This window comes from Flagellimonas profundi (assembly GCF_017313275.1).
GTDB classification, from domain to species: domain Bacteria; phylum Bacteroidota; class Bacteroidia; order Flavobacteriales; family Flavobacteriaceae; genus Flagellimonas; species Flagellimonas profundi.
This window is the reverse complement of record NZ_JAFLNM010000004.1, coordinates 104,028-128,923: the sequence shown is the minus strand read 5'-3', so window position 1 is coordinate 128,923 and position 24,896 is coordinate 104,028. Positions and strand designations below refer to the sequence as shown.

General features: G+C 41.9%; 17 protein-coding genes. 12 read left to right on the top strand and 5 right to left on the bottom strand.

The genetic code is table 11. From position 1 onward, the window contains the following. Position 1 precedes the first annotated feature (1 nt). The 6 genes from J0654_RS15785 (at position 2) to J0654_RS15760 (ending at position 7,150) form a co-directional block, all read left to right on the top strand. Positions 2-1,159 carry a formimidoylglutamase gene (locus tag J0654_RS15785; RefSeq protein WP_207030083.1) on the top strand — a complete coding sequence of 386 codons (1,158 nt, stop codon included), beginning with the start codon at positions 2-4 and terminating at the stop codon, positions 1,157-1,159. Positions 1,160-1,281: 122 nt separating this feature from the next. Continuing rightward, positions 1,282-2,658 (top strand): T9SS ring complex lipoprotein PorK/GldK, encoded by a 1,377-nt coding sequence (gene porK, locus J0654_RS15780; RefSeq protein ID WP_207030082.1) that lies wholly within the window; start codon positions 1,282-1,284, stop codon positions 2,656-2,658. 85 nt (positions 2,659-2,743) lie between these two features. Further along, positions 2,744-3,400: a type IX secretion system motor protein PorL/GldL gene (gene porL, locus J0654_RS15775; protein ID WP_207030081.1), complete on the top strand. Its 657-nt coding sequence runs from the start codon at positions 2,744-2,746 to the stop codon at positions 3,398-3,400. A 67-nt stretch (positions 3,401-3,467) separates the two neighbouring features. After that, on the top strand, positions 3,468-5,048 hold the full coding sequence (gene porM / locus J0654_RS15770; protein WP_207030080.1) for a type IX secretion system motor protein PorM/GldM: 1,581 nt from the start codon (positions 3,468-3,470) through the stop codon (positions 5,046-5,048). A 26-nt stretch (positions 5,049-5,074) separates the two neighbouring features. Further along, entirely contained in the window at positions 5,075-5,977 is a 903-nt protein-coding gene (gene porN, locus J0654_RS15765) for a type IX secretion system ring subunit PorN/GldN (protein WP_207030079.1), read from the top strand. Positions 5,978-6,094: 117 nt separating this feature from the next. Continuing rightward, the gene (locus J0654_RS15760; protein ID WP_207030078.1) at positions 6,095-7,150 is read left to right on the top strand and encodes an NAD(P)/FAD-dependent oxidoreductase; all 1,056 of its coding nucleotides are present in this window, start codon (positions 6,095-6,097) and stop codon (positions 7,148-7,150) included. Here the strand turns inward: J0654_RS15760 and J0654_RS15755 are convergent. Further along, positions 7,147-7,548, bottom strand: a complete 402-nt coding sequence (locus tag J0654_RS15755) for a DUF983 domain-containing protein (RefSeq protein ID WP_207030077.1) — start codon at positions 7,546-7,548, stop codon at positions 7,147-7,149. The two genes, J0654_RS15760 and J0654_RS15755, sit on opposite strands and share 4 nt — an antisense overlap. 66 nt (positions 7,549-7,614) lie before the next feature. On the opposite strand from J0654_RS15755, the gene abc-f reads away from it, so the two are divergent. The 6 genes from abc-f to J0654_RS15725 all read left to right on the top strand — a co-directional run bounded on the left by abc-f (position 7,615) and on the right by J0654_RS15725 (position 16,638). Beyond that, positions 7,615-9,528, top strand: a complete 1,914-nt coding sequence (abc-f, locus tag J0654_RS15750) for a ribosomal protection-like ABC-F family protein (RefSeq protein WP_207030076.1) — start codon at positions 7,615-7,617, stop codon at positions 9,526-9,528. A 135-nt stretch (positions 9,529-9,663) separates the two neighbouring features. After that, the gene (locus J0654_RS15745) at positions 9,664-10,551 is read left to right on the top strand and encodes a leucine-rich repeat domain-containing protein (RefSeq protein WP_207030075.1); all 888 of its coding nucleotides are present in this window, start codon (positions 9,664-9,666) and stop codon (positions 10,549-10,551) included. A gap of 148 nt (positions 10,552-10,699) precedes the next feature. Continuing rightward, positions 10,700-11,821, top strand: coding sequence for an efflux RND transporter periplasmic adaptor subunit (locus tag J0654_RS15740; protein ID WP_207030074.1), 1,122 nt, complete (start codon positions 10,700-10,702; stop codon positions 11,819-11,821). A 12-nt stretch (positions 11,822-11,833) separates the two neighbouring features. After that, positions 11,834-15,127 carry an efflux RND transporter permease subunit gene (locus tag J0654_RS15735; protein ID WP_207030073.1) on the top strand — a complete coding sequence of 1,098 codons (3,294 nt, stop codon included), beginning with the start codon at positions 11,834-11,836 and terminating at the stop codon, positions 15,125-15,127. Beyond that, entirely contained in the window at positions 15,127-16,452 is a 1,326-nt protein-coding gene (locus J0654_RS15730) for a TolC family protein (protein WP_207030072.1), read from the top strand. The genes J0654_RS15735 and J0654_RS15730 overlap by 1 nt, the downstream gene beginning before the upstream one ends. 3 nt (positions 16,453-16,455) lie before the next feature. After that, entirely contained in the window at positions 16,456-16,638 is a 183-nt protein-coding gene (locus J0654_RS15725) for a CPXCG motif-containing cysteine-rich protein (protein ID WP_207030071.1), read from the top strand. 90 nt (positions 16,639-16,728) lie between these two features. Here the strand turns inward: J0654_RS15725 and J0654_RS15720 are convergent, their stop codons facing one another. The 4 genes from J0654_RS15720 to J0654_RS15705 form a co-directional block, all read right to left on the bottom strand. Next, entirely contained in the window at positions 16,729-17,874 is a 1,146-nt protein-coding gene (locus J0654_RS15720; protein WP_237686027.1) for a glycoside hydrolase family 16 protein, read from the bottom strand. A 93-nt stretch (positions 17,875-17,967) separates the two neighbouring features. Continuing rightward, positions 17,968-20,148, bottom strand: a complete 2,181-nt coding sequence (locus tag J0654_RS15715) for a hypothetical protein (protein ID WP_207030070.1) — start codon at positions 20,146-20,148, stop codon at positions 17,968-17,970. Between the two features lie 37 nt (positions 20,149-20,185). After that, positions 20,186-21,802: a RagB/SusD family nutrient uptake outer membrane protein gene (locus tag J0654_RS15710; protein WP_207030069.1), complete on the bottom strand. Its 1,617-nt coding sequence runs from the start codon at positions 21,800-21,802 to the stop codon at positions 20,186-20,188. Between the two features lie 10 nt (positions 21,803-21,812). Further along, positions 21,813-24,785, bottom strand: a complete 2,973-nt coding sequence (locus tag J0654_RS15705; RefSeq protein ID WP_207030068.1) for a SusC/RagA family TonB-linked outer membrane protein — start codon at positions 24,783-24,785, stop codon at positions 21,813-21,815. Between the last annotated feature and the right edge of the window lie 111 nt (positions 24,786-24,896).

The window sequence follows — 24,896 nt, the reverse complement described above, 5'->3', positions numbered from 1 at the left end:
TATGGCCTTCGATTTTCTGGTTCCGGTTAAGGACAAGGTATTGGCACATTCCGAATTGCTGCCAGAACAAGCATTGGGCAAAAACATCCACATGCACACGGAAAAAGACGGACTTCCGGTATTCGCCCATGCCGATGTTGCCATTTTCGGTGTGTTGGAATCCAGGAACGCTTTCGAGAAAAAACCGGAGAAACTCGATTTGGACGAAGTCCGTATCCAGTTGTACCGATTAATGATGGGCAATTGGAACTCTACCATCATTGATATCGGGGATGTGGAGGAAGGTGATACGGTGGAGGACACTTATTTTGTCGTTAAGGAAATCGTGGCAGGTCTGCTCGAGGAAAACATTATACCTATAGTATTGGGGCTTACCCAGGATATTACTTTTCCTACCTACCGTGCTTTTGATAAAATAAAGAATATGGTGAATCTGGTCTCCATCGATAGTCGTTTCGACTTCGGTGAGGACGATGAACTGATTTCGTCACATTCTTATATGAGCAAGATCATAACCGACAAGCCCAATAATCTTTTCAACTTTTCCAACATAGGATACCAGAGTTATTTCAACGCCCAGGAAGAAAAGGATTTGATGGAGCGTCTTTTTTTTGATGCCTATCGATTGGGTGAGATTGCCACTAACATAGAATTGGCAGAACCCGTTTTGCGCAGTAGCGATATTGTTAGTTTGGATCTACGGGCCATCCGTGCCAGCGAAATGGGTATGGCCCGAAATTTTTCTCCCAATGGTTTTACGGGAAGGGAAATATGTGCCATTGCCCGCTATGCAGGTATCAGCGACAAGGTTTCCCTATTTGGTATCTACGAAGGGGAAAACTCCCACCAGGCTTTTCAGATGATAGCACAGATCATTTGGTATTTTATAGAGGGCTTGAGTTATAGAATAAAAGAATACCCGAGCTCCAAGAGCGAAGACTTCACAAAGTTCACTGTACCCACGGACACGGAGGAATTGATCTTCTTTAAAAGCCATGTCACAGAAAGATGGTGGGTAGAAGTACCAACAATTTTAGCTGAACATACTAAAACAAATTCGGTGGCGTTATTACCATGCACCGAAGAGGACTATTTGGATGCTTGCAACCAGAACATTCCCGAAAGGTGGTTTAAAGCCTATAGAAAAGGCCTGAACTAAATAAATTAAATTTTGATCATTAATTGTTTTTACACAATAATTCATTCAAAAATCAGTTTTGAGAATAATGAACCTGTGTAGCACAGTTATTAAATCTTGAATCGAACAATTTAACCTAAAGTATGAGAAAGCTATTCTTTTCATCTATAGCACTTGTTTTTTTGCTTACCAGTTGTGGCTCTAAATCAAGGTCAAAAGGTGAACTAGTTGGGGTAAAGGGAAAAAAATGGCATCCAGAAAAACCCTATGGAATGGAACTGATTCCCAGAGGCGCCTTTGTAATGGGTAAAGCCGATGAGGATCAGGCAAAAGTATTGAATGCTCCCACCAGAACGGTTACCGTACGTTCCTTTTATATGGACGATACGGAAATCACTAATAGTGAGTACCGACAGTTTGTGGAGTGGGTCAAGGATTCCATTGTAAGAACCAGATTGGCCATTTTGGCGGATGAGTTAGGTATTAGCCCTGAGGATGAAGGTATTGGTGAGTATGCTTTTAAGGATACCGACACTACCGAATTATCCGTTTATGACAAGTATATGCTCGACAACTATGCGGGCCTTGGAGATACTGGGTATGAAGGTAGGGCATTGAATAAAGATGTTGATTTGGTATGGGATACTTCCGAATATCCGGATGAATACTATGCTGAGATCATGGATTCCATCTATCTTCCTGAAGAAGAGAGTTATAATGGTGTAAGAAGCATAGATGTCACCAAATTGAAATACAAATACAGCTGGATGGATATTGAAGCTGCTGCACGTGCTAGGTCCGGTAGCAGAAAAGATTTTATAAAGCAAGAGGAACTGAAAATTTATCCGGATACTACCGTGTGGATTCGGGATTTCGAATATAGTTACAACGAGCCAATGCACAACGATTACTTCTGGCACGATGCATACAGCGATTATCCTGTAGTGGGAGTAAACTGGATGCAGGCAAAAGCTTTCTGTAACTGGAGAACAAAATTCAAGAACGACGATCAAAAAAGTCGTGGAAAGCAGTTCGTGAACCAATTTAGGTTGCCAACTGAAGCAGAATGGGAATATGCCGCTAGAGGTGGAATCGAAGGTGGTACTTATCCTTGGGGTGGTCCTTATGTGATCAGTGACACAGGATGTTTTATGGCCAACTTTAAACCGCAACGTGGTGATTATGCAGCCGATGCAGCCCTATATACTGTAGAGGCAAAATCCTTTGAACCAAACGACTACAACTTGTATAACATGGCTGGTAACGTATCCGAATGGACCAACTCCAGTTTTGATCCAGGTGCTTACGAATATCTGTCCACCATGAACCCGAACATTGGTTCACAGGACAATCAACGTAAAGTGATCCGTGGAGGTTCCTGGAAAGATGTAGCGTACTTCCTTCAGGTGAGTACGAGAGATTATGAATATCAAGATTCCGCTAGAAGCTATATTGGTTTCAGAACGGTTCAAGATTATATGGGAGAAGAAGATTCTACCGACGGAAGAAGCGGACTATAAAAAAACAACGAGAGAACATTATATAAATAACAAGTAAGAGTAGTAACCAAATACTTATTTATATAACTTAATTAAAACTAGAATTATGGCACAGTCAAAATCAACAAAAAAGCTGTTTAACATGGCCTACGGGCTTGGAGCATCGGTAGTAATTATTGGTGCATTGTTCAAGATCCTTCACTGGGAGTTTGGACCACTTACAGGTGGACTTCTTCTTGCGATTGGACTTATTACTGAAGCATTGATCTTCGCAATCTCTGCATTTGAACCAGTAGATGATGAATTCGATTGGTCTTTGGTATACCCGGAATTGGCCGGTGGAGAAGCAGATGCTTCCAGAAAACAACAAGCTAAGGATGCTCAAGAAGCCGAAGGACTTCTTTCCAAGAAATTGGATAGTCTTCTTAAAGAAGCTAAAATCGATTCCGAGCTTTTCTCCAACTTGGGTGAAAGTATCAAGAGTTTTGAAGGTGCCGCCAAGAATATCACTCCTACAACAGATGCTATTCAGCACACTAAAAAATACTCCGAGGAATTGTCTCACGCCGCAGCTCAAATGGAATCTTTGAACAGCTTGTACAAAGTACAGTTGGAAAGCGCAAGCAGACAAGCTTCCATCAACGAAGAAGTAGTTCAGAATGCTGGTGCCCTGAAAGACCAAATGGAGTCTTTGGCCACTAACCTTTCATCTTTGAACGGAGTATACGGAGGTATGCTTACCGCCATGGGAGGAAAAAACTAATTAGAGGTTTTTAATCAACAGAAAACAAAACCAAATCAAATTAATTATTAAATCTAATTAGAAAAACATGGCAGGAGGAAAACAAACACCACGTCAGAAGATGATCAACCTTATGTACTTGATCTTCATCGCGATGTTGGCACTTAATATGAGCAAGGAAGTACTTGCCGCTTTCGGACTAATGAACGAAAAGCTAGAGACTTCCAACACAAACATGGACGCCAATAATGCTAGCTTTTTTGCAAGCTTGGAAACCAAAGCTTCCGAAAACGAAGAAGAGTATGGCGAACTGTACGAAGATGCTCAGCAGATCAAACAACTTTCAGATTCTTACTACAGTTATTTGGAAGGATTGAAGAAAGAAATGACCGCAGATTTGGAAGATGACAAAGACTATGTGGTTATGGACAAGTCTGACTACTTGGACCAAAAATTCTTTCAGGGCGACAATTTGGGCCCAGAAGGTAAAAAGTTCATGGAGCAGATTGAGACTTACCGTGAAGGTGTGATCAACGCTTTACCAGAAGGCGAGTTCGAATCTTTGAAATCAGCAGTTAAAACCCGTTTTGCTACCAGTGATGGTAAAAAAGATGATGGTAAAGTTGAGAAGAGAGACGGTACACGTCAAGATTGGATCAACTATCACTACGAAGGGTTCCCATTGGTAGCCTCTTTGACAAAGATGACCCAGTTACAGGCCGATATCAAAACTACCGAGCAAGAGGTGTTGAAAACGCTTTTGGAAGGTGAGTTGACGGAGGCTGTATCCTTGACCAACTTTGCAAGTTCATTGAATGCTCCAAAAACAGCATACTACTCTGGAGAGAAATACGATGGTAAGATCATTGTTAGCAAGACTGACAAGACTTCCACTCCTGTAAAGGCTGAATTGACTTTGGACGGAAGGCCATTGACAGAAGGCAAGGATTACGAATTGGAAGCTGGTGGTATCAAAATGTTGATCAGTGCCGGTACTCCAGGTGATCACACGATTAAAGGAACCATGACATTCATGCAAGATGGTGAAGAGGTGCCGGTAGAAGTGAACAATACTTTTGCAACTATCTCCATGCCTAATGCAGCAGTTATCTCTGCAGATAAAATGAACGTGGTTTACCGTGGTGTTGCTAACCCAATGACCATCTCTATTCCAGGTATCCCTGACAACAAAGTATCTGCATCAGCTCCAGGATTGAGCAGAAGAAGCGGAAGCCAGTATGTTATGAACCCAGGAACAGGTAGGTCTGTAACCATTACTGCTTCGGGTACATTGCCCGATGGTAAGGGAATCCGTACTTCGTCTGAATTCCGTATCAAGGATATTCCAAGACCTAGCGGTACCGTTCGTGGAGAGTCCGGTAGCATTAAAATGCCAAAGAACAACCTCGAAATTGCAACGGTAAGCGCTATGTTGGAAGACTTCGATTTTGACTTGAACCTTGCTGTAAGCCAGTTTAAGTTCAAAGTGCCAGGTCAGCCTACGGTAGTTGTAAACGGAAACAAATTGGATAGCAGAGCTAAATCTGCCTTGAAGAGAGCAGGTAGAGGTGAGTCTGTCCAGATATTCGATATCCAAGCTTATATCACAAACAACAAGAGCTACAAGTTGAAAAAAGTATCTCCTGTAGTGGTTGAGCTTACTAATTAAGAAGTATAAAAAGTATACAAGTGATCATGAATTGGAAGAACGCATTGTTAATTGGATTGTTGGGCATATTGCCGGTATCAATCATGGCGCAGGCAAATATTTTAAATGCCAAGTTGCCCGAGGATATAGGTAAGAAAACCCAAGCTCAGATAGAGCAAGATGCCGATGAGCCTTTAGAATACGGTTATGTGGATGATAGGGATATCCTTTGGTCCAAGACCGTTTGGGAAATCATCGATCTTGACGAAAGAGTGAACTTTCCACTATATTACCCGACCGATACCATAGATATTGGAAAGGACAGAAGGTCGCTGTACCACGTTTTGATGAAGAACATCAAAAATGGAAACCTTACCGAGGTTTATACAGACTCCTACTTTACCGAAAAGAGAAAGTTGGAAGACCTTTCGGCCACTTTGAGCAAAGTGGATACCACGGACCTAGGATACGAGCAGGTAAATGCTGGTGAGCAGGTTTCCCCGGAGTTTATCAACAAAAGGGACCTTACAGCAGCTGATATTGAGGAGTATCGCATAAAAGGTATGTGGTATTTTGACAAGCGCCAAGGTGAGCTTAAGTACCGCTTATTGGGAATTGCACCAGTTGCCCCGGACGTTAACTTCATCGATGATGAGTCTATAGATCCAGGACAGAACAAAGTAGAATTGTTCTGGGTATGGTACCCTGCGGCAAGGCAAATTTTGCATGAAGCCAAGGTGTACAACCAACGTAACTCGGCAAGACCGATTTCCTTTGATATGTTGTTGAACGCGCGTCGATTCGATGGTGTTATCTACAAAGAGGAAAACGTCCACGAAGATCGTGAAATAAGTGATTACATTTTTGATAATGCATTGTTCCAGCTCTTGGAAGCCCAAAGAATAAAAGAAGGCATAAGGGATAGAGAGCAAGATATGTGGGCATATTAAGCCCATAGAATAATTCCAATTCTATAAAGCAAAACGCCGCACCTAGTGCGGCGTTTTTTTTGCATTAAACTAAGGTCTGAATGAGTAATTGATCGATCAGATGTCTAATTTTGCAATATGTTGGATTATTTAGTAGTAGGTCTTGGTTTAGCGGGAATTTCCTTTTGCGAGGTGTTGGAGAAAGAAGGTAAATCTTTTACGGTGATTACCGATGAATCGCAACAAGCGTCGCAAGTGGCGGGAGGTTTGTACAATCCCGTGATTCTGAAACGGTTTACCATGGCTTGGAAAGCAAAACAACAGCTATTGGGAGCCAAGCCGTTTTACAAAGGATTAGAGGAAAAATTAGGGGTAACGTTGGATTATGAACTCCCGGTACTAAGGAAGTTTGCCTCAATTGAAGAACAAAACCTGTGGTTTGAGGCGGCCGACCGTCCAGATTTGGATTATTTCCTGTCAACAAAAATTCTACCGAACAAAAATCCTGCGATTGATGCCCCACATGGCTTCGGCCAAGTGAAATATACAGGTAGAATAGATACAGGTACTTTGGTTCGCAGCTACAAAAATTATCTGAAGAATTCCGATTCACTTTTAGAAGAATCCCTTGACTATGATGAGTTGTCCATATCGGACGAAAGGATAACGTACAAATCCATTCCGGCCAAAAAAATAGTATTTGCCTGCGGATATGGTCTCAAGCAAAATCTATACTTCGGATACTTGCCTTTGAACGGGACCAAAGGAGAATTGCTCATTATCCATGCCCCCGATTACAAAGAGGAAAACGTTATCAAATCCTCCGTTTTTACTATTCCCATGGAAAATGATAAGTATTTGGTAGGGGCCACTTATAAATGGAAGGATAAGACCAACGAACCCACAGAGGAGTCCAAGAATGAACTTTTGGAAAAACTCATGACTTTTTTAACATGTGATTTTGAGGTTGTGGGTCATGTTGCGGGTATTCGTCCAACGGTTGTAGACCGCAGACCTTTGGTGGGCAGGCACCCAGAACATGAAAACCTGTATGTGCTGAACGGATTTGGTTCCAGGGGAGTTTTGATTGGACCGTATGCTTCTAAACAATTGTTCGATTACATAGAAAAGCAGTCGGAACTGGACCCGGAAATGGATATACAACGATTTACAAAAAAATACTACTCAAATTAACCCTTAACTGATTTGTGCTTTTCGACTGCAGTAGGGTCGTACTTCACAAAAAAGTTGATCCAAATGTTTCTGGACAGCCGTATGATCACGGGCATAAATACTACCAAAGTGCCCACAATTGCAATAAACGTATTTGGTAACGAAGCCCCAAGGAACAAAAAGGAGATGACAAAGGCTGCCACCGCAAAGGCAATACCTACTGCGTAGCTCACATACATTGCACCGTAAAAAAAGGAAGGTTCGATCTTGTATTTTAAACCACAATGGGAGCATCTTTCGTTCATGCTGAAAATTTTGGACAACGCGTACGGATTGGAGTTCTCGTACATGCTCTCTTCATGGCATCTCGGACAGTTTCCTGTTAAAATGCTGTATATTTTGGTTCCTTTTTTTAACATTTGCAGGGTTTTTGCACAAAAATATACATTCGACAACTAAAGTTTTGTAAATAAGGTCACATAAAAATGCTAAATGTCCATAATCTTTCCGTAGCCTTTGGAGGAGAATATCTGTTCGAGGAAATATCGTTTCGTCTTAATGGCGGCGATCGTGTAGGCCTCATTGGAAAGAATGGAGCAGGGAAATCCACGATGCTCAAACTATTGGCCAAAGAAATGCCCTTGGATGAAGGTGCCATAGCCACTGAAAAGAACATCAAAATCGGGTTTCTAAAACAGGATATTGATTTTGAAGAAGGACGAACCGTATTGGAAGAATCCTATCAGGCATTTTCCGAAATCAAGGAAATGGAGCTCAAGCTAGATGAGATCAATACCGCATTGGCCGAACGGACCGATTACGAAAGCGACGGTTATCACCAGCTTATGGTAGATCTGAACGATGTCACTCACCGTTACGAAATATTGGGAGGATACAATTACCAAGGCGATACGGAAAAGGTCCTTCTTGGATTAGGTTTTAAGCGGGAAGATTTTGATAAGCTCACCGATACATTTTCAGGAGGGTGGCGTATGCGTATAGAATTGGCCAAACTATTGCTGCAAAATAACGATGTACTGCTGTTGGATGAGCCTACCAACCACTTGGATATCGAATCCATTATTTGGTTGGAGCAATTCCTTCGAAACTTTACGGGAGCCGTTGTAATTGTTTCCCACGATAAGATGTTTTTGGACAACGTGACCAACCGTACCATCGAGATTTCTTTGGGAAGGATTTACGATTACAATAAACCTTACTCACAGTTCTTGGTTCATCGGAAAGAAATCAAGGAACAGCAATTGAGCGCTCAAAAGAATCAAGAAAAACAAATTCAACAGACGGAACGACTCATCGAAAAGTTCAGGGCAAAGTCCAGCAAGGCCTCCATGGCGCAATCCTTGATCAAAAAGCTGGATAAAATGGACCGTATTGAGGTTGATGAAGAGGATAACAGTGTGATGAACCTTCGTTTTCCCGTTTCCGTTAACCCTGGTAAGGTGATAGCAGAGTTGAACGGTATTTCCAAAAGCTATGGGCCAAAAAAGGTATTGGAGGGGATTGACCTAATGGTGGACCGCGGGAGCAAAACCGCCTTTGTGGGACAAAATGGACAGGGAAAAACAACCCTAGCCAAGATTATTGTGGGAGAACTGGATTATCAGGGCGATTTAAAGATTGGCCACAATGTACAATTGGGCTACTTTGCGCAGAACCAAGCTGAATATCTGGATGGAAACAAAACCATTCTGGATACCATGATAGATGCCGCCAACGAGAAGAACCGTAGTAGTGTAAGGGATATATTGGGCTCCTTTTTGTTCAGGGGAGATGATGTGGACAAATACGTGAAAGTATTATCCGGAGGGGAACGAAACCGTTTGGCCCTGGCCAAGATGCTTTTGCAGCCTTTTAACGTGCTCGTGATGGATGAGCCTACCAACCACCTGGACATTAAATCAAAAAATGTATTAAAGCAGGCCCTCCAAAATTTTGAGGGAACATTGATTCTGGTTTCTCACGACCGTGATTTTCTTCAAGGGTTGACCGATAGGGTCTACGAGTTTAAGGACGGGGGTATCAAGGAGTACTTGGGAGATATCGACTTTTATTTGGAGCAACGTAAGATGGAGGATTTCCGAAGCGTGGAAAAAGGCGATCAAAAGAAAGAAGAAAAAACCCAAGAGAAACCTAAGGAGAATGATTATCACACCCAGAAAAAACAAAAATCCTTAAAGAATAAACTCAGCGGGGTAGAAAAGAAGATCACCGAATTGGAAAAGGAAATCGCCGATATTGATCACGATCTTTTGATGGATTATGACACGACCATCTCAAAGCCGGATTTTTTTGATAATTATGAGGGCAAAAAGAAGGATTTGGAGTCCTTAATGGAGGATTGGGAACATTTGTCCCACAAACTGGAAGCCCTGGATTAACGATTAAATTATTTTCTTACCACATATTTTAGCGAATTCACAACATATTAATGTGTATTCAGCGATTATTTTTGTAGGATGTTTCTCATTTTTATTACTTTGTAAGTAAATTCTTCTTGAAGAAATAAGTAATAAATGATTCGAGCAGCCTTTTTTTTCTTTTATTTGATTTTTTCCACAGGTGTTTCTTTCGCTAGCGGACAGGTTTCCCCCATAGAAAAATCTGCGTTAGTGGATTTGTACAATAGTACCAATGGTGATGAATGGAACGCTTCTTGGGATTTAGAAGCACCTATTGATACATGGAAGGGAGTAGATATCAAAGATGGACATGTAGTAGGTTTAACGCTATTCATGAACAATTTGAATGGTACACTTCCAGAAAGTATAGGTGACTTAGAGTATATCACTGAGTTGAACCTTGCTTTCAATCAGATTACCGGAGTACTGCCCAAGGACATTGTGAAACTAAAAAACCTTAAGGTTTTTCGTTTGGAGATGAACCGAATTAAAGGCGCTATTCCAACAGGTGTTGGCAATTTTAACGATTTAGAGGTTTTTTCCATGTTCAATAATTTCTTAACGGGACCTATCCCCGAAACTTTTGGAGAATTAGAGAACCTGGAAGAATTAAATCTTTCCAGTAATAATTTAAAAGGTATTATACCAAAATCTATTGGAAACCTTTCCAATCTAAAAGCATTGGGTCTTTTTGAGAATAGACTGGAGGGGGAAATACCGGCAGAAATAGGAAATTTGGTTCAGTTAAAAGAGTTGGTTTTGTCCAATAATCACCTAGGTGGTGAAATACCTGTGGAGTTTGGTAAATTGGCAAGTTTGGAAATATTGCAACTTCAAAATAATCAGTTCGATTCTTTCAATGTTCTTCACAACATGAACACAAAACAGTTTTTGGTTTTGGATACCGATGATAAAAGCTTGAATCCTAGGTATAAAGATATTCAATTTGAGCGTACTCGGATGGCAGATACCAAATTCGAGGACGAAAACGAAAACGAGTAGTTAGTTATTACTTTAGTTTGTTTGGTTTGGGGATGCCGTTCGGGGTCCCCTTTTTGCATTTGACCGGGTTCAAAACGCATTTTATGAAATATTTAACCATTGTAAAAATTGTAGGGAATAGATTTGCAGTGATTAAACCAACTAGCGCATGCGAAAGCTTATTATATCGGCAGTTGCCGGTGGAATCATAATTTTTGCCTCCTTGTATTTTGCGGGTATGATCGCAGGTAGTAAGGATAACAGAAGACCGCCTTCCCAAAAGGTGGTAAAGACCGTTTTTGTTGATACGGTAAAAAACACAACTGTGCCCATTATGGTGCCCGCCAATGGGAATCTTAGGGCAAAAAAGCGTGTAGAACTTTATTCCGAAGTTCAAGGTGTATTTAGACCGGGAAGTAAATTGTTCCGTACAGGACAAGAGTATGCGGCCGGTCAAACGCTTATAAGAATAGATGCCAGCGAATACTACGCTACAGTACAATCGGCCAAGAGTAATTTATACAACTTGCTTACTTCCATAATGCCCGATCTGCGACTGGATTATCCTGAAATATATCCAAAGTGGCAACAATACCTCAATGGATTTGATTTGGAAAAGACCACTCCCGAACTACCGAAGATGGATTCCGAAAAGGAAAAATTCTTCATAACAGGGAGAGAGATTATCACAACTTACTACAATGTAAAGAATTTAGAGCAACGCCTATCCAAGTATACGATAACTGCACCGTTTACGGGAGTATTGACCGAAGCTTTGGTAACCGAAGGAACCTTGATCAGGTCAGGACAAAAACTAGGAGAGTTCATTAACACGGGACTGTACGAATTGGAAGTTTCCGTGAGTAAGACTTATGGTGATTTTTTGAGGGTAGGGAAAAAAGTAGAGCTTTTCAATTTAGAGAAGACCCAAACTTTTACCGGTGAGGTAACCCGGGTCAATGGAAGGGTCGATCAGAACTCCCAGACCATAACGGCATATATAGAGGTAAGTGGTGATAATTTAAAGGAAGGCCAATATCTTGAAGCCAACTTAGAGGCAAAAGAAGAAACGGACGCCATTGAAATTAACAGATCTTTGCTGTTGGAGAACGATCAAATTTTTGTTGTAAAGGATTCCATTTTGGATTTAATGGCAGTACAGCCTATATTTTTTACTGACAAGACCGTAGTGCTCAAAAACGTTCCAGATGGCGAAGTGATCGTTGCCAAACCAATGACCGGTGCCTATGCAGGTATGTTGGTTAAAATATTTGATGAAAGTAAATCCTAAACCTCCTCGGCCATGAGAAAAATCATCTCGTATTTTATTAAATACCACATGGCAGTAAATGTCTTTATTTTGGCATTTTTTGTTTTTGGGGTTGTAGGGATACTTTCCTTAAAATCATCTTTTTTTCCGCTTAACGAAGCTCGGAATATAACAATAAATATTACCTACCCAGGAGCCTCTCCGCAAGAAATTGAAGAAGGGATTGTTCTTAAAATTGAGGATAATCTCAAAGGTTTGGAGGGCGTGGAACGGGTAACTTCTACCTCAAGGGAGAACAGCGGTACCATCAATGTAGAGATTGAAAAGGAAAGGAATGTTGACTTTATGCTGCTGGAGGTGAAAAATGCAGTGGATAGGGTGCCAACTTTCCCTACTGGAATGGAACCGTTGATTGTTGCCAAACAAGAACCTGTCCGACCAACGATAAGCTTTGCAGTAAGTGGTAAGGACATTCCCTTGGCTACCTTAAAGCAAATAGGACGCCAAATAGAAAACGATTTAAGGGCAATTGATGGAATATCCCAAATTTCAATATCCGGTTATCCGGATGAAGAAATTGAGATTGCAGTGGATGAGAACAGCCTCCTTGCCTATAACCTATCCTTTAGCGAGGTAGCACAAGCCGTGTCCAATGCAAATATCCTTGTGACGGGAGGTAACATCAAAACCGTTACCGAGGAATATCTTATTCGGGCAAATAATAGATCATATTACGGAGATGAACTTTCCAATATTGTTGTTAGGGGAGATGCAGCAGGACGTGCGGTAAGATTGAAAGATGTCGCTACCATAAGGGACAGGTTTTCCGAAACGCCCAATGCATCCTATTTCAATGAGCAGTTGGCCGTTAACCTTACAATTACCAGTACCAATACAGAGGATTTAATGGGTTCTGCCGAGAATGTAAGGCAGTACATTAAGGATTTCAACGAAAAATATACCAATGTTCAACTCGATGTAATCGATGATCGATCGATAACATTGACACAGCGTACCCAGCTCTTGACAGAAAATGCAATTGTGGGTATGATTTTGGTTTTGATATTTTTGTCCCTTTTCCTTAACACCCGATTGGCCTTTTGGGTGGCTTTTGGACTTCCGATTGCGTTTTTGGGAATGTTTATTTTTGCCCCAATGTTCAACGTTACCATTAATGTATTGTCCCTGTTCGGGATGATCATTGTTATCGGTATTTTGGTGGATGATGGAATTGTGATTGCCGAGAACATTTATCAGCATTACGAAGATGGAAAACCGCCCGTAAAAGCTGCTATAGATGGAACTATGGAGGTGCTGCCACCTATTATCTCGGCTATCATCACTACCATTTTGGCCTTTTCCATATTTTTGTTCTTGGACAGCCGTATTGGTGAGTTTTTCAGCGAAGTTTCTGTAATTGTAATTCTGACCTTGGTAGTTTCCTTGGTGGAAGCATTGATCATATTGCCTGCCCACTTAGCGCATTCCAAAGCATTGCATCCACAGAGTGATAAACCCAAAACTGGTATTGCAAAGGTTTTTGCGGAGCTACGGGTCATCAACAAGATAGGTGACAGAATCATGAACTATATGCGCGATAAATGGTACAGCCCCGCACTTCGGTTCATGATGAACTACAAAATATTGACTTTTGCCCTGTTTTTTATGGCATTGGCCTTGACCCTTGGTTCCATTGGTGGAGGTATTGTCAGAACATCATTTTTCCCTAGAGTAGCCAGTGATCAGGTATCCATTGAGCTTACCATGCCCAATGGTACCAATGAAAAAGTTACGGATTCCATTATAAGCCTTATTCAAGAAAAGGCCCATATAGTCAACCAAGAGCTTACGGATAAGTATTTGCAAGGTATGGATACAATGCTCTTTGTAAATATGATTAAAAACCTGGGCCCGGGATCCTCTTCGGCCAGCTTGGAAATCAACCTTTTGCCAGGGGAAGAACGCCCAGATGGTATCCGTTCAGATATGGTAACCACCAGATTGCGAGAACTAGTTGGACCTGTGATCGGTGTTGAAAGTTTGATATATGGGTCCGGCGGTAATTTTGGGGGTAGCCCTGTTTCCGTATCCTTGTTGGGAAATAACATTGCCGAGTTAAAAGCCGCGAAGGAAGAACTGAAACAGGCAATGGAGGCCAACGCCAATTTAAAGGACGTTACCGATAATGACCCTGCCGGTATCAAGGAAATAAGGTTACAACTAAAGGAAAATGCCTATTTGTTAGGATTGGACCTTAGAACGGTGATGAACCAAGTAAGAGGTGGATTCTTCGGAGCGCAAGCACAACGTTTTCAGCGAGGCCAAGATGAGATTCGAGTTTGGGTCCGATACGATAGAGAGAATAGATCTTCAATTTCGGATTTGGATGAAATGAGGATTTTGGCACCAAGTGGAGATCGTATACCGCTTAAGGAAATAGCAACCTATACTATTGAAAGAGGAGATGTGGCCATCAATCACCTTGAGGGAAGAAGGGAAATCCAAGTATCATCCGATTTAACGGACCCTGAGACCACTAGTGGAACGGATGCCATGTTATGGATACGAAACGAAGTTTTGCCAGAAATTTTATCAAAATACCCTTCCATTACACCTTCTTACGAAGGACAGAACAGGGAAGCCAATAAGCTGATCGGTTCTTTAGGTTTTGTTGGGCCAATTGTAATATTCCTGATTTTTATAGTAATCGCCTTCACCTTTAGAAGTATCAGTCAGCCGTTGTTGTTGATTTTTATGGTGCCATTTAGTTTGACCGCTGTGGCATGGGGGCATTGGATACATGGATTCCCCATCAATGTACTTTCCATGTTGGGAATTATTGCCTTGATCGGGATTATGGTAAACGATGGGTTGGTGCTCATAGGTAAATTCAACATTAACCTGCGCAGTGGGATGACGTTTGATGATGCACTATATGAAGCCGGCCGTTCCCGTTTTAGAGCTATATTTTTGACTTCCGTTACTACCATTGCCGGTTTGGCACCATTGCTTTTGGAAAAAAGCCGTCAGGCACAATTCCTTAAACCTATGGCTATTTCCATTGCTTATGGTATTGGTTTTGCCACCATATTGACATTGCTCATGCTTCCATTGCTGTTATCTTTCGGTAACAATGTGAAGGTTTTGGCCAAAAGGTTATGGAGTGGAGAAAACGTTACAAAAGAAGAAGTGGAACGAGCCATTCGTGAACAGCAGGAAGAAGAGGAAATGGAAGCGGATAGCTTTGCTTTAAACGGAACTGGTGCTAAAAATGTTACCTATAATGGGGAAGAAACCTCAAAAGTTGTAGAAGAAGAGACCACATAATGAAAAGTATTTTTTATACCCTATTCTTAACATTGGTTTTGGTTGGCCCTTTGGCCAATGCACAGGACCAGGTCCTAAGTAAGGAAGAAGCCATTGATTTGGTCCTGGAGAACAACCTGGATATCCAGGTCGCTCGGAATACCAAATTGATTGACGATAACAACGCAGATATTTTAAATTCTGGTTATTTACCATCGGTGACAGGGAATGCCAGCGGGAGTATAGATAAACAAAATTCCGAAGGGGTTTTGGGCAATGGTGATACTAGAACAGCCGAGGGAGCCGAGACCAGAAGGTATAGTGCTGCTGTAAACGTTAATTACACGTTGTTCGATGGACTTGGCAGATATTACAATTACAAAAATTTCAAGGAACGCTCCCAACAGTCGGAACTTGAAGTGAGGCAGACGATAGAAACTACCATTTTGCAATTGTTTACCGTGTATTATGAAGTGGCCCGCCTTACCGAAAATACAAATACCCTGGAGCAGGCATTGGAAATTTCCAAGGATAGGCTTAAAAGGGCACAGTATCAATTTGAGTTTGGACAGAATACAGGTTTGGATGTATTGAATGCGGAAGTGGATATTAATACGGACAGCATCAATTTATTGAACTCACGTCAACAACTGAGAAATACCATGCGGGACCTGAACCTGATCTTGAATCGGGATCTTTCCGCACAATTTGCCGCAGATACTACTGTTGCTTTTGTTTCTGAACTTCAAATGGAAAGCATGTACAATGAAGCCAAATTGAACAATGTAAGGCTTCAGATCGTAGAAAAGGACCTTAATATGGGACTCAACGATATTAGGGTGGCCAAAAGCGGTTACTTGCCTACCATTGGTCTTACGGGTACTTACGGTTGGAACGAGTCCAATAACAACAGTCCGCTGGCCTTTGTGTTGCAAAATACGTCCACAGGTGTAACGGGAACAGTTAATCTCACTTGGAATTTATTCGATGGCGGAACTACCATCACAGGCATAAAAAATGCCAAAATTGCCTATAAAAACCAAGAGATTGCCAAAAAGCAGATTCAATTGGAGGTGGAAAGGGATATACGTAACGCTTGGGACAGTTATACCAACGCATTATATGTGTTGGAGGTCCAGGAGAAAAACTTGCAGACGAATCAAAACAACTTCAAGAGAACCGATGAGCGCTACAAACTCGGACAGGTAACGTCCATTGAGTTTAGACAGGCCCAGTTAAATCTATTGAATGCAGAATTGGCCAAAAGCCAAGCCAAATACAATGCAAAATTGGCCGAACTTCAAATGCTTCAAATCAGCGGCCAATTGCTCAATGTGAATTTTTAAGTCATGTACGAGCATTTTTTTCAATGCCCTTACTGTTGGGAAGAAATTTCCTTTCTATTGGATAGTTCAGTGGCCGAGCAGACCTATGTAGAGGATTGTGAAGTGTGCTGTAACCCCATAGAAGCAACGGCCAAGTTCAACAATCAGGAACTGGTTTATTTTGACATCAAAGAACTAGGGCAATAAAAAAGCCGAAGGTATAAAGCTCCGGCTTGGTCTATTCAATTTTTCCAAAATTTTGAAATTGGTTTGATATCGGTGATTTATTTCTTTTGTCTACTGATAAATCCTTACGTAATCGATTTCAAAAATGTCTTCTGTAAAATTTGCTGGCACATCACCACCAAGGTTACCTCCTAAAGCAATGTTCAAAATTAAATAATGCTCATGATTGTAGGGTTTGTTGGTTGAGTTTGGCAATTCAAAAACCAAAGTGTCATCCACATAGGTTTTAATGCTCTCACTATCCCATTCCATGGCATAAATATGATATTCCGATGATGCTTGGGCAACAGCGGTTTCCCCCCCTGTGTCCATATATTCTTCGGTGTTGAGGTCACCCCAGTGGAAGTGGGATATTGTTTGGTTTTTGTCCCAACCGGTTTGTTCCATAATGTCTATTTCCCCGCACAAAGGCCAGCCAACACTACCATATTGGTCCCCAAAATAGTTTCCGGTTTCATCTACATTGGCTCCGAGGGTCCAAATAGCTGGCCAAGTACCAGCAGTACTGGGCAGTTTTGCTCGAACCTCTACACGGCCGTAGGTAAAGGCAAGCTTTGCATTAAGCCTGGCAGAAGTGTACTCTTTTGTACTTCCATTGTAGGAATATTGTTCTTTGATAGCCTTAATTTTTAAAGTTCCGTCGCTCACGAATGAATTTTCTTCCCTATCCGTATAGTGCTGTAATTCCCCATTATGCCAACTACCGTTGTCGGGTGGAATTACTTGATGGTGCCATTTTTGATTGTCTGGGCTACCTTCATATTCAAATTCATCTGAAAATACTAAGGTGGCAAAAGCCTCATCAGACTTGAACACATCCACTGGATAACTCTCATTGATAAACGCTCCGGATTGCGAATAGGCCCATACAGCTATATTGTATGTATTTGTGCCGTTTTGTAGAAAAGTGTATTCCATTGTTCCTGTTTCACTAGCAATTTGGTCGCCATTTCCAAAACGAAATGCATACCGAACAGCATTGTTGGCAGATGCGGAGACCACAACAGTACCCGAACCATTTCCGTTTGGATTATTTGTGTCGGAGCCGATAATGGAAATATCCACATTTAAATTGGTGGGAACATCGTTGGAATCGGAGTCTCCTGAACTGCAGGAAAGCACAAATACCAAGGATAATACGGATATATTGAAAATGCTCATTTTAAATAGTTGAAAGATGTTTCTGTTATTTTTCATAGAAAGAAGGATTAATGCTCCTTTCTTAAAAAGAAAGGAGCCCATCCATTAATTAACTAAACTCAAATAAATTTAAGATTTGTTTTCTACTTATTACTTGTGGAAATACACATTATCTACAAATACGGTCATAGATCCAGCAGGTTGACCTGCGTAAATCAGTTGAGCAATATTTGCTTTTGTAGTCAGTCCCGTAAAGTCTGAAAGCGGAATGTCCAATGAAATCCAAGTGCTTTGTTCCGGGTTGGCTATGGTAATTTCATGCTCCACATCATCGTCGCCACCAAAGGCCCCGTCTGCACCAAAATCCACAAGTTTTATTCTGATTTCAGTAGCGTCTGCTGTCCAAACATCAGTATGGAAATGGGTCATATCCGTTGCATCTATTTGGTTGGCGACCGTTTCGATCCCTACAAAATTCAACTCGCTATACTTTTTAACATCGTCTCCATCCACGATAATGTCTTCCAGTACCGCAGCAGACCAATCTGTCCTCCAAGTATCAACCGGAACGTTGGTGTAAGCGTTGCTGAAAAGCGATATCACATCTGCTTCCACGACTGTAGGAGCTATTGCAGCAGTCGTTGGCTCTGTTGCAGGTGGAGCATAGAAGTAAATGTTGTCCAAATAAATGGTTCCGTTACCATCAAACTTTAGTTGGATTACATCGGTTAAATCTACAATATCGGAGAATTCGGTCAATGGTATATCCACGCTTACCCATTCTCCATTTGTTATCGCAAAGGAGTGTGCAGTTTCAGCGGGACCTGAGCTTATAAGATATCCGTTGAGTTCGGAGGAATCGGCTGTCCAGTAATCAACGTGCATCATTGTCATTCCAGATACGTCCAATGGAGCTGCAAACTGAGTTCCTTGATAATTAAGGTTTTCATACTTCAACGTATTATTTCCATCGATTACTTCCTGTGTAACTACAGTGGCCTGCCCCCAATTCGGGTTAAAATCGGTACCGTCCACATTGGTATAGGCATCACTGAATACCGAAATTACATTGGCTTCTGCTACTGTTGGTACTGGAGCTCCTGATATTGGTTTGTTGGAAACCCCTGCCTCATTATAGAAGAATACATTGTCTACAAACACAGTGTTTGCTTTGGAAGGTACTCCAACAAAAATCAATTGGGCGATATGTCCTCTTGTGGTCAAACCTGTGAAATCGGAAAGAGGTATATCTAAAGTCACCCATTCTTGCTGAGCTGGAGCTTCGAATACCAATTCGTGCTCTACATCATCTCCACCATCGAAAGCGCCATCAGCTCCAAAATCAACCAATTTTATTCTAAGCTCTGTGGCATCACCTGTCCAGATATCGGTTCGGAAGTGGGTCATGCCAGTGGCATCGATAGGAGCGGATACTGCTTCAACGCCCACAAAACTCAGTTCACTATATTTCTTGACTGCATTGCCCTCAATTTCTATGTCTTCCAATATCGCATCGGACCAGTCGGTTCTCCAAGTATCCACAGTGACATCGGTATATGTATCGCTAAACAAGGAGATGACTTCAGCTGGGTCTATTGTTGGGTCCGGAGCAGGAACAGTAGGTGTGCCAGTTTCAACCGGTTCCTCGACCTCACCGCCTTCGCTCATCACAATGTCATCAAAATAGTGGGTGCTTTCTGAGCTTTTTTCACCATTAAAATCAAAGAACAATACCAATCTGTCGAATTTATCGGAATCGCTAGGTGAAAAAACAAACGACAATTCCTCCCATTCTCCTGACACAGTTGTGGTAGCTTGTACTTCTTTTGAGATTGAACCATCGGCACTATCCTCAAATTTTAGTAATACAATTTGATCTGCAGCTGGTGAGTATACTTTTATTTTAACCGTCTGCATTACCGTAAAGTCCACTTTGCTCGCTAAATCAAAAAAGAAACCAGACCAAGGCTCAACACTTGGTGTTTGTGTATACGCCACAACGGTCTCAGAGGTATTGATGCCCGAAGGATCGGGGTTTTCCACGTATTCCAGTGCAAGTGATCCATCAATTTCCCCAAAAAAGGATACTTCTGGTCCACCACATTCAAAATCCAATCCATCTGCCAGCTCTGGTACTATAGTTGTGAACGTACAACCATCACCTGGCTCTGGTTCCGGTTCCGGTTCTGGCGGAACGTAGGCTGAGGGTGGGGGTAGATCATCCTCGGTTTCGCAAGAAATAATTGTGCCCAAAATACCTATGGCCATCAACAGGAACAAGATAGGTAACCTTGCATTGTTGCGGTTCTTGTTGTTATTATACTTTTTCATTTTTCAACGTTATAAGTTAATTCTAGTTTGCGCTCATTTAGTTATACCCATCGTTTTGTGGGTAATTGGGTCCTAAAAGGTCCATCTGTTGCTGTGGAATGGGCCAGTTTTGCATGTATTCCCTTAAGATGTCCTTTGGGTTTCCTTCTGGGTAGGACTCATTCATATTGTCATTGTTCATATGATCCAATAAGAAATCGTAGAGTAGTCCGGTTCTTTTCAAGGTATACCATCGTTGACCTTCGAATGCCAACTCCCTTGCCCTTTCATCCAAAATGGTCTGAAGGTCAATGCTGTTTACAGGAGCAGCATTCGCCCTTGTTCTTACCTCATTTAAGTATTCCAATGCTTTGGAGGAGTTGCCCAGCATCATATGCGCTTCAGATCCAACCAAATAGGTTTCGGCCAATCTGTAGATCATGATGTTCTTGAAATGGTTCCTATCGGTTGGCTCAACGGTTTCATCAAAAAACTTGATTACACCGGGGTTTTGCCTTCTGTAGTATAGCATAAACTCATTTTGGTCCGTCTCACTGTTTTCATACAGGTCAAGAGGGTCGCCTAATTCTTTTCCTTCGGGCAGGGCGGTTTCATCATTGTATGCATACTCAAAAATGTAGTATGTATTGTTCTTTCGATCATCGTTGGGATCTTCATTCAGCAAGCCTATGGTATATTGGTTCAATGAAATAAATCCGGCGCCTGCACCACCATTTTCGATAGATTGTACAAGACCTGGAGCATCTGCGTAAGAGGATACCATGTTCCAGTTCATAATATGCGGGCTTCCCCCACCAATGGTCTCTCTTTCAAAATTGATAGCAAAAAGGGTTTCTGGATGATTGAGTTCTCCCGCAAATACCTCTGCTGTAGAAGCTGTCAAGCTGTGACTTCCACTTGTGATCACTGCGTCGGATTGGGCAGCGGCTTCGGTCCAGTCGTTTTCCCACATGGCCACTTTGGCCCTAAGGTGCCTTGCAGCTCCCTGTCCCCATCTTCCAAATTGTTCTGGGGCATAGTCCAAATTAGCAATTGCAAAGTCCAAATCGGAGCGGAGGAGAGAGAATATCTCATCCACAGAGGATTTGTCCTGAGGTACATCGAATGCATTTTCTGGAGTAGTGGGTTCTGTTGTGATAAAGATGTTGTTGAAAAGACGATAAAGGGTAAAGTATGCATTGGCCCTCATACATTTGGCCTCTGCGATAATTTGATTCTTTCTACCTTCCTCTATTCCTTCCAAGTTTTCTGCTCCTTGGATTACGGCATTGGCCCGGTCAACTATTCTATAAAAATGGACCCAATAAGCATTAATGCCGGAAGCGGTTCCGTAATCGCCCAGACTGGCACCCCACAGTAACCGGCTATAAAGGGAAACTTCCCCTGTAATCCCAACTCCAAGGTCGCTCTTGGCCTGTAGAATAAGTGGAATGGTCCCGTTCAAGCTCAAATCTTGATAGATGTTTCTGTTTAGGGTGTAAAGGCCAACAACGGCATTTTCCAATCCCTCGGGAGTAGTGTAAAGAAAATCAACTGAAGTGTCCGATAATAATTCGTCTTCCAACAAATCTTTTTCACACGAGGTGAGCGTCGCAATAACAAGCAAGATTGTCAGTGCCTTTTTTGATTTTAAATAGTGAAATATGGTTTTCATGACAATTTTTTTAGAATCCTAATTTTACACCTAGGGTTATGTTTCTTGTTTCTGGGAACGCAGATCCTTGGTTGTTAGCCAAAGGTGTTTGTTCCGGGCTGTATGATTTAAAATCGGTAAATGTGAACAGGTTGGTTCCGGTTACATATACTTTTGCCCTTTGTAATCCCAGTTTGGAAAAAGCATCTTTAGGAATGTTGTATCCTAATGTCAGCGTTCTTAATCTTAGGTAAGAAGCATCTCTTACTGCAAAAGGGAATAGGTGCAGATGTGTGTCCGGTTTTGGTCTTGGGTACTCGGTAGAAGGGTATTCAGGGGTGTAATACTTTGTCCTAATACCATTTATAGCACCTTTCCAAAGCTCTCCATTGGCAAGAACCGGATTCAGCTTTGTTGCTCCTTGTACAATATAGATATCCGCAAACAGGTCGAAGTTCTTGTAAGTGATGGTGTTGGTAATAGAACCGTACCACTCTGGATCCGTATTGGTAAAGATATTGTCGCGGTCATCTATTTGTCCGTTTCCATCTTGGTCGATTACACGTACATCGCCAGGTTGGGCCAATGGGTTTCCAGAGCCTTCGATATCATCGCCTACTTGATAAATCCCATCATATTTGGGCAACCAAATATTGTTGATGGATTCACCTACGGACAATCTTCTTCCAGAAGTGTCGGTAATGTCAATCGGGTTGCCATTGTCATCCAATTCCCCGGTCAATGAAATCACTTTGTTTCTATTTCTGGAGAATACCATTCCCAAGGACCAACGAAAGTTTTCCTTACGGATGATGTTAGAGGTCAAAGAAGCTTCGATACCTTGGTTCTGTAGTTCACCGGAGTTAAATCGAATTACGTTGAAACCAGTGGTTCCGGCAATGGACCTGTCCAACAAAAGGTCGGTTGTATTGGCCTTATAGTACTCAAAGGTTCCTTCAAAAAAGTTGTTGAACAACCTAAAGTCCACACCTGCGTTCAAGGTGGTCGTGGTTTCCCATTTTAGGTCGGGGTTGGGCAATCGCGATGATGCCGTTGCACCGGACACTGTTTGATCTCCAAAAATGTAGGGTAGGTTATCCGCAACACCCAGAGATTCCAATGGATTGATTCCTTGGTTTCCTGTTGCACCATAACTGACCCTCAATTTCATTTCGTTTATGGCATCCACATTTTCCATAAAGGGTTCATTGTGCATTTTCCATGCTACCGAAACTGCCGGGAAAAAGCCCCACTTGTTGTTCTCTGCAAAAACCGATGCACCATCGGCACGGGCAGTGGCTTCCAAAAGGTACCTGTCCAAATAACCATAACGGAGCCTTCCCAAGAAAGAGAGTAATCTACGTTGAGATACGTTTCTAACGTTGTTCAGTAAATTGGTGGCATTTCCGTTAAAGCGCAATGCATCGTTGGTAAAGCCGGATTTGTCCAACTGCGTGTATTCCGTCCGCTGCTCATCAAAGGCTTGCACTGCCGTCAGGTCCAAGCTATGGTCATCATTTATTTGAGGTGTATAGTTCAGGATGTTTTCCACAAGCACTTGCTTAAAGAGTGTGTTGGATAAAACCCCGATTCCATTGATCCCTTCATCTCCTACGGAATGAAGGGATGACCTATATACGCCTTGGTTAGTGTTACGGTTCCTTAAAAAAGTTTTAAGGGTATAGCTTAGGTTTGGTGTAATATCATAAATGAGGCTCAGATTAACATCCGTGAGATTGATTTTGGTCTCATCCACGGATTCTCTCTGGTCCCACAACGGGTTAACTGCTGTATTTGATGGGCCTAAGTAAAATTTCTGAAGCTCACCATCCGCTGTGTATGGTTGTGCCAACGGAGTTATTGTGGTAAAATTGATTCCGCCTGTTTCACGGTCTTGTTTTGCATTTTGATAGTTGATGATTCCTCGGAACATCAATTTATCCGTAAGTTTTTGCTCTAAGTTTAGTTTGAATGTGCCTCTATCAAAACCTGAATTTGGGATAATACCTTCTTGTGAAAAATAGTTCACACTGGAGAAGACCTTTGTTTTTTCATTACCTGCAGAAAAGCTGAGGGCGTGGCTTTGGATGATCGCATCCTGAAGTACCAAGTCTTCCCAATCCACGAAGTTTTTGTTTTCTATGGCCTCGAGCTCAAAAGGAGAAAAGATGTTTTCATCGTTTAAGTAGGCGCCTGTGAACCTGTTCCTATTAGCCTCTCTTCTTAGGTCTATGAATTGCTGCCCGGTATACTGGTTAAAGTTTTTGGTAAGAGTCTGTACAGTAGTATATCCGTGGTAGTCTATAGATGCTTTTCCAACTTTACCTCTCTTGGTAGTCACCAAAATCACACCATTGGAGGCCCTTGACCCATAAATGGCGGTCGATGAAGCATCTTTTAGAATTTCGATGTTGGCGATATCGTCCGGAGCAACATCATTTAAGTTGTCAAAAGGTAATCCGTCCACAATGATCAATGGGGAGTTTCCGCCCGGTGCAACGGATACATTACCACGGATTACGATATTGGAGTTACCACCTGGTCTGGCGTCACCCAAGTTTACTTGGACACCGGCAGCTCTACCTCGCAACATTTCCGATACGTTTGTCGTGGGAACATTGGTGGCTTCTTCAACTTCAACACTGGCCACCGACCCTATTACGTTACTTTTCTTTTGTGTACCATATCCAACAACAACAACCTCGTCCAAGGCCTGAGTATCCTCCTCTAAAACAATATTGATTTCTTCTTGGTCGCCAACTGTAACTTCTTGGGTCAAGAATCCAACATAGCTAAAAACCAAAGTGTCATCATTGGAAACGTCATCGATGGTAAACTCACCATCAAAGTTGGTTACCACACCATTGGTGGTTCCTTTTACGAGTACGTTAACACCTGGCATGGGTCCCATATTGTCAGAGACGGTACCGGTAACGGTTTTTGTTTGTGAATACCCATAAGAGGTACATAAAAGTACCAATAAGGTTAAAATGCCATATCTCATTTTGAGTGAATTTGATTTGGGATAAATGTAGTCGGCTTAACGTATTCTTAACAAATGAACCACCTCTATAAAAAATCTACATTTTCAATTTAATAGTGTTAAAATTGATTT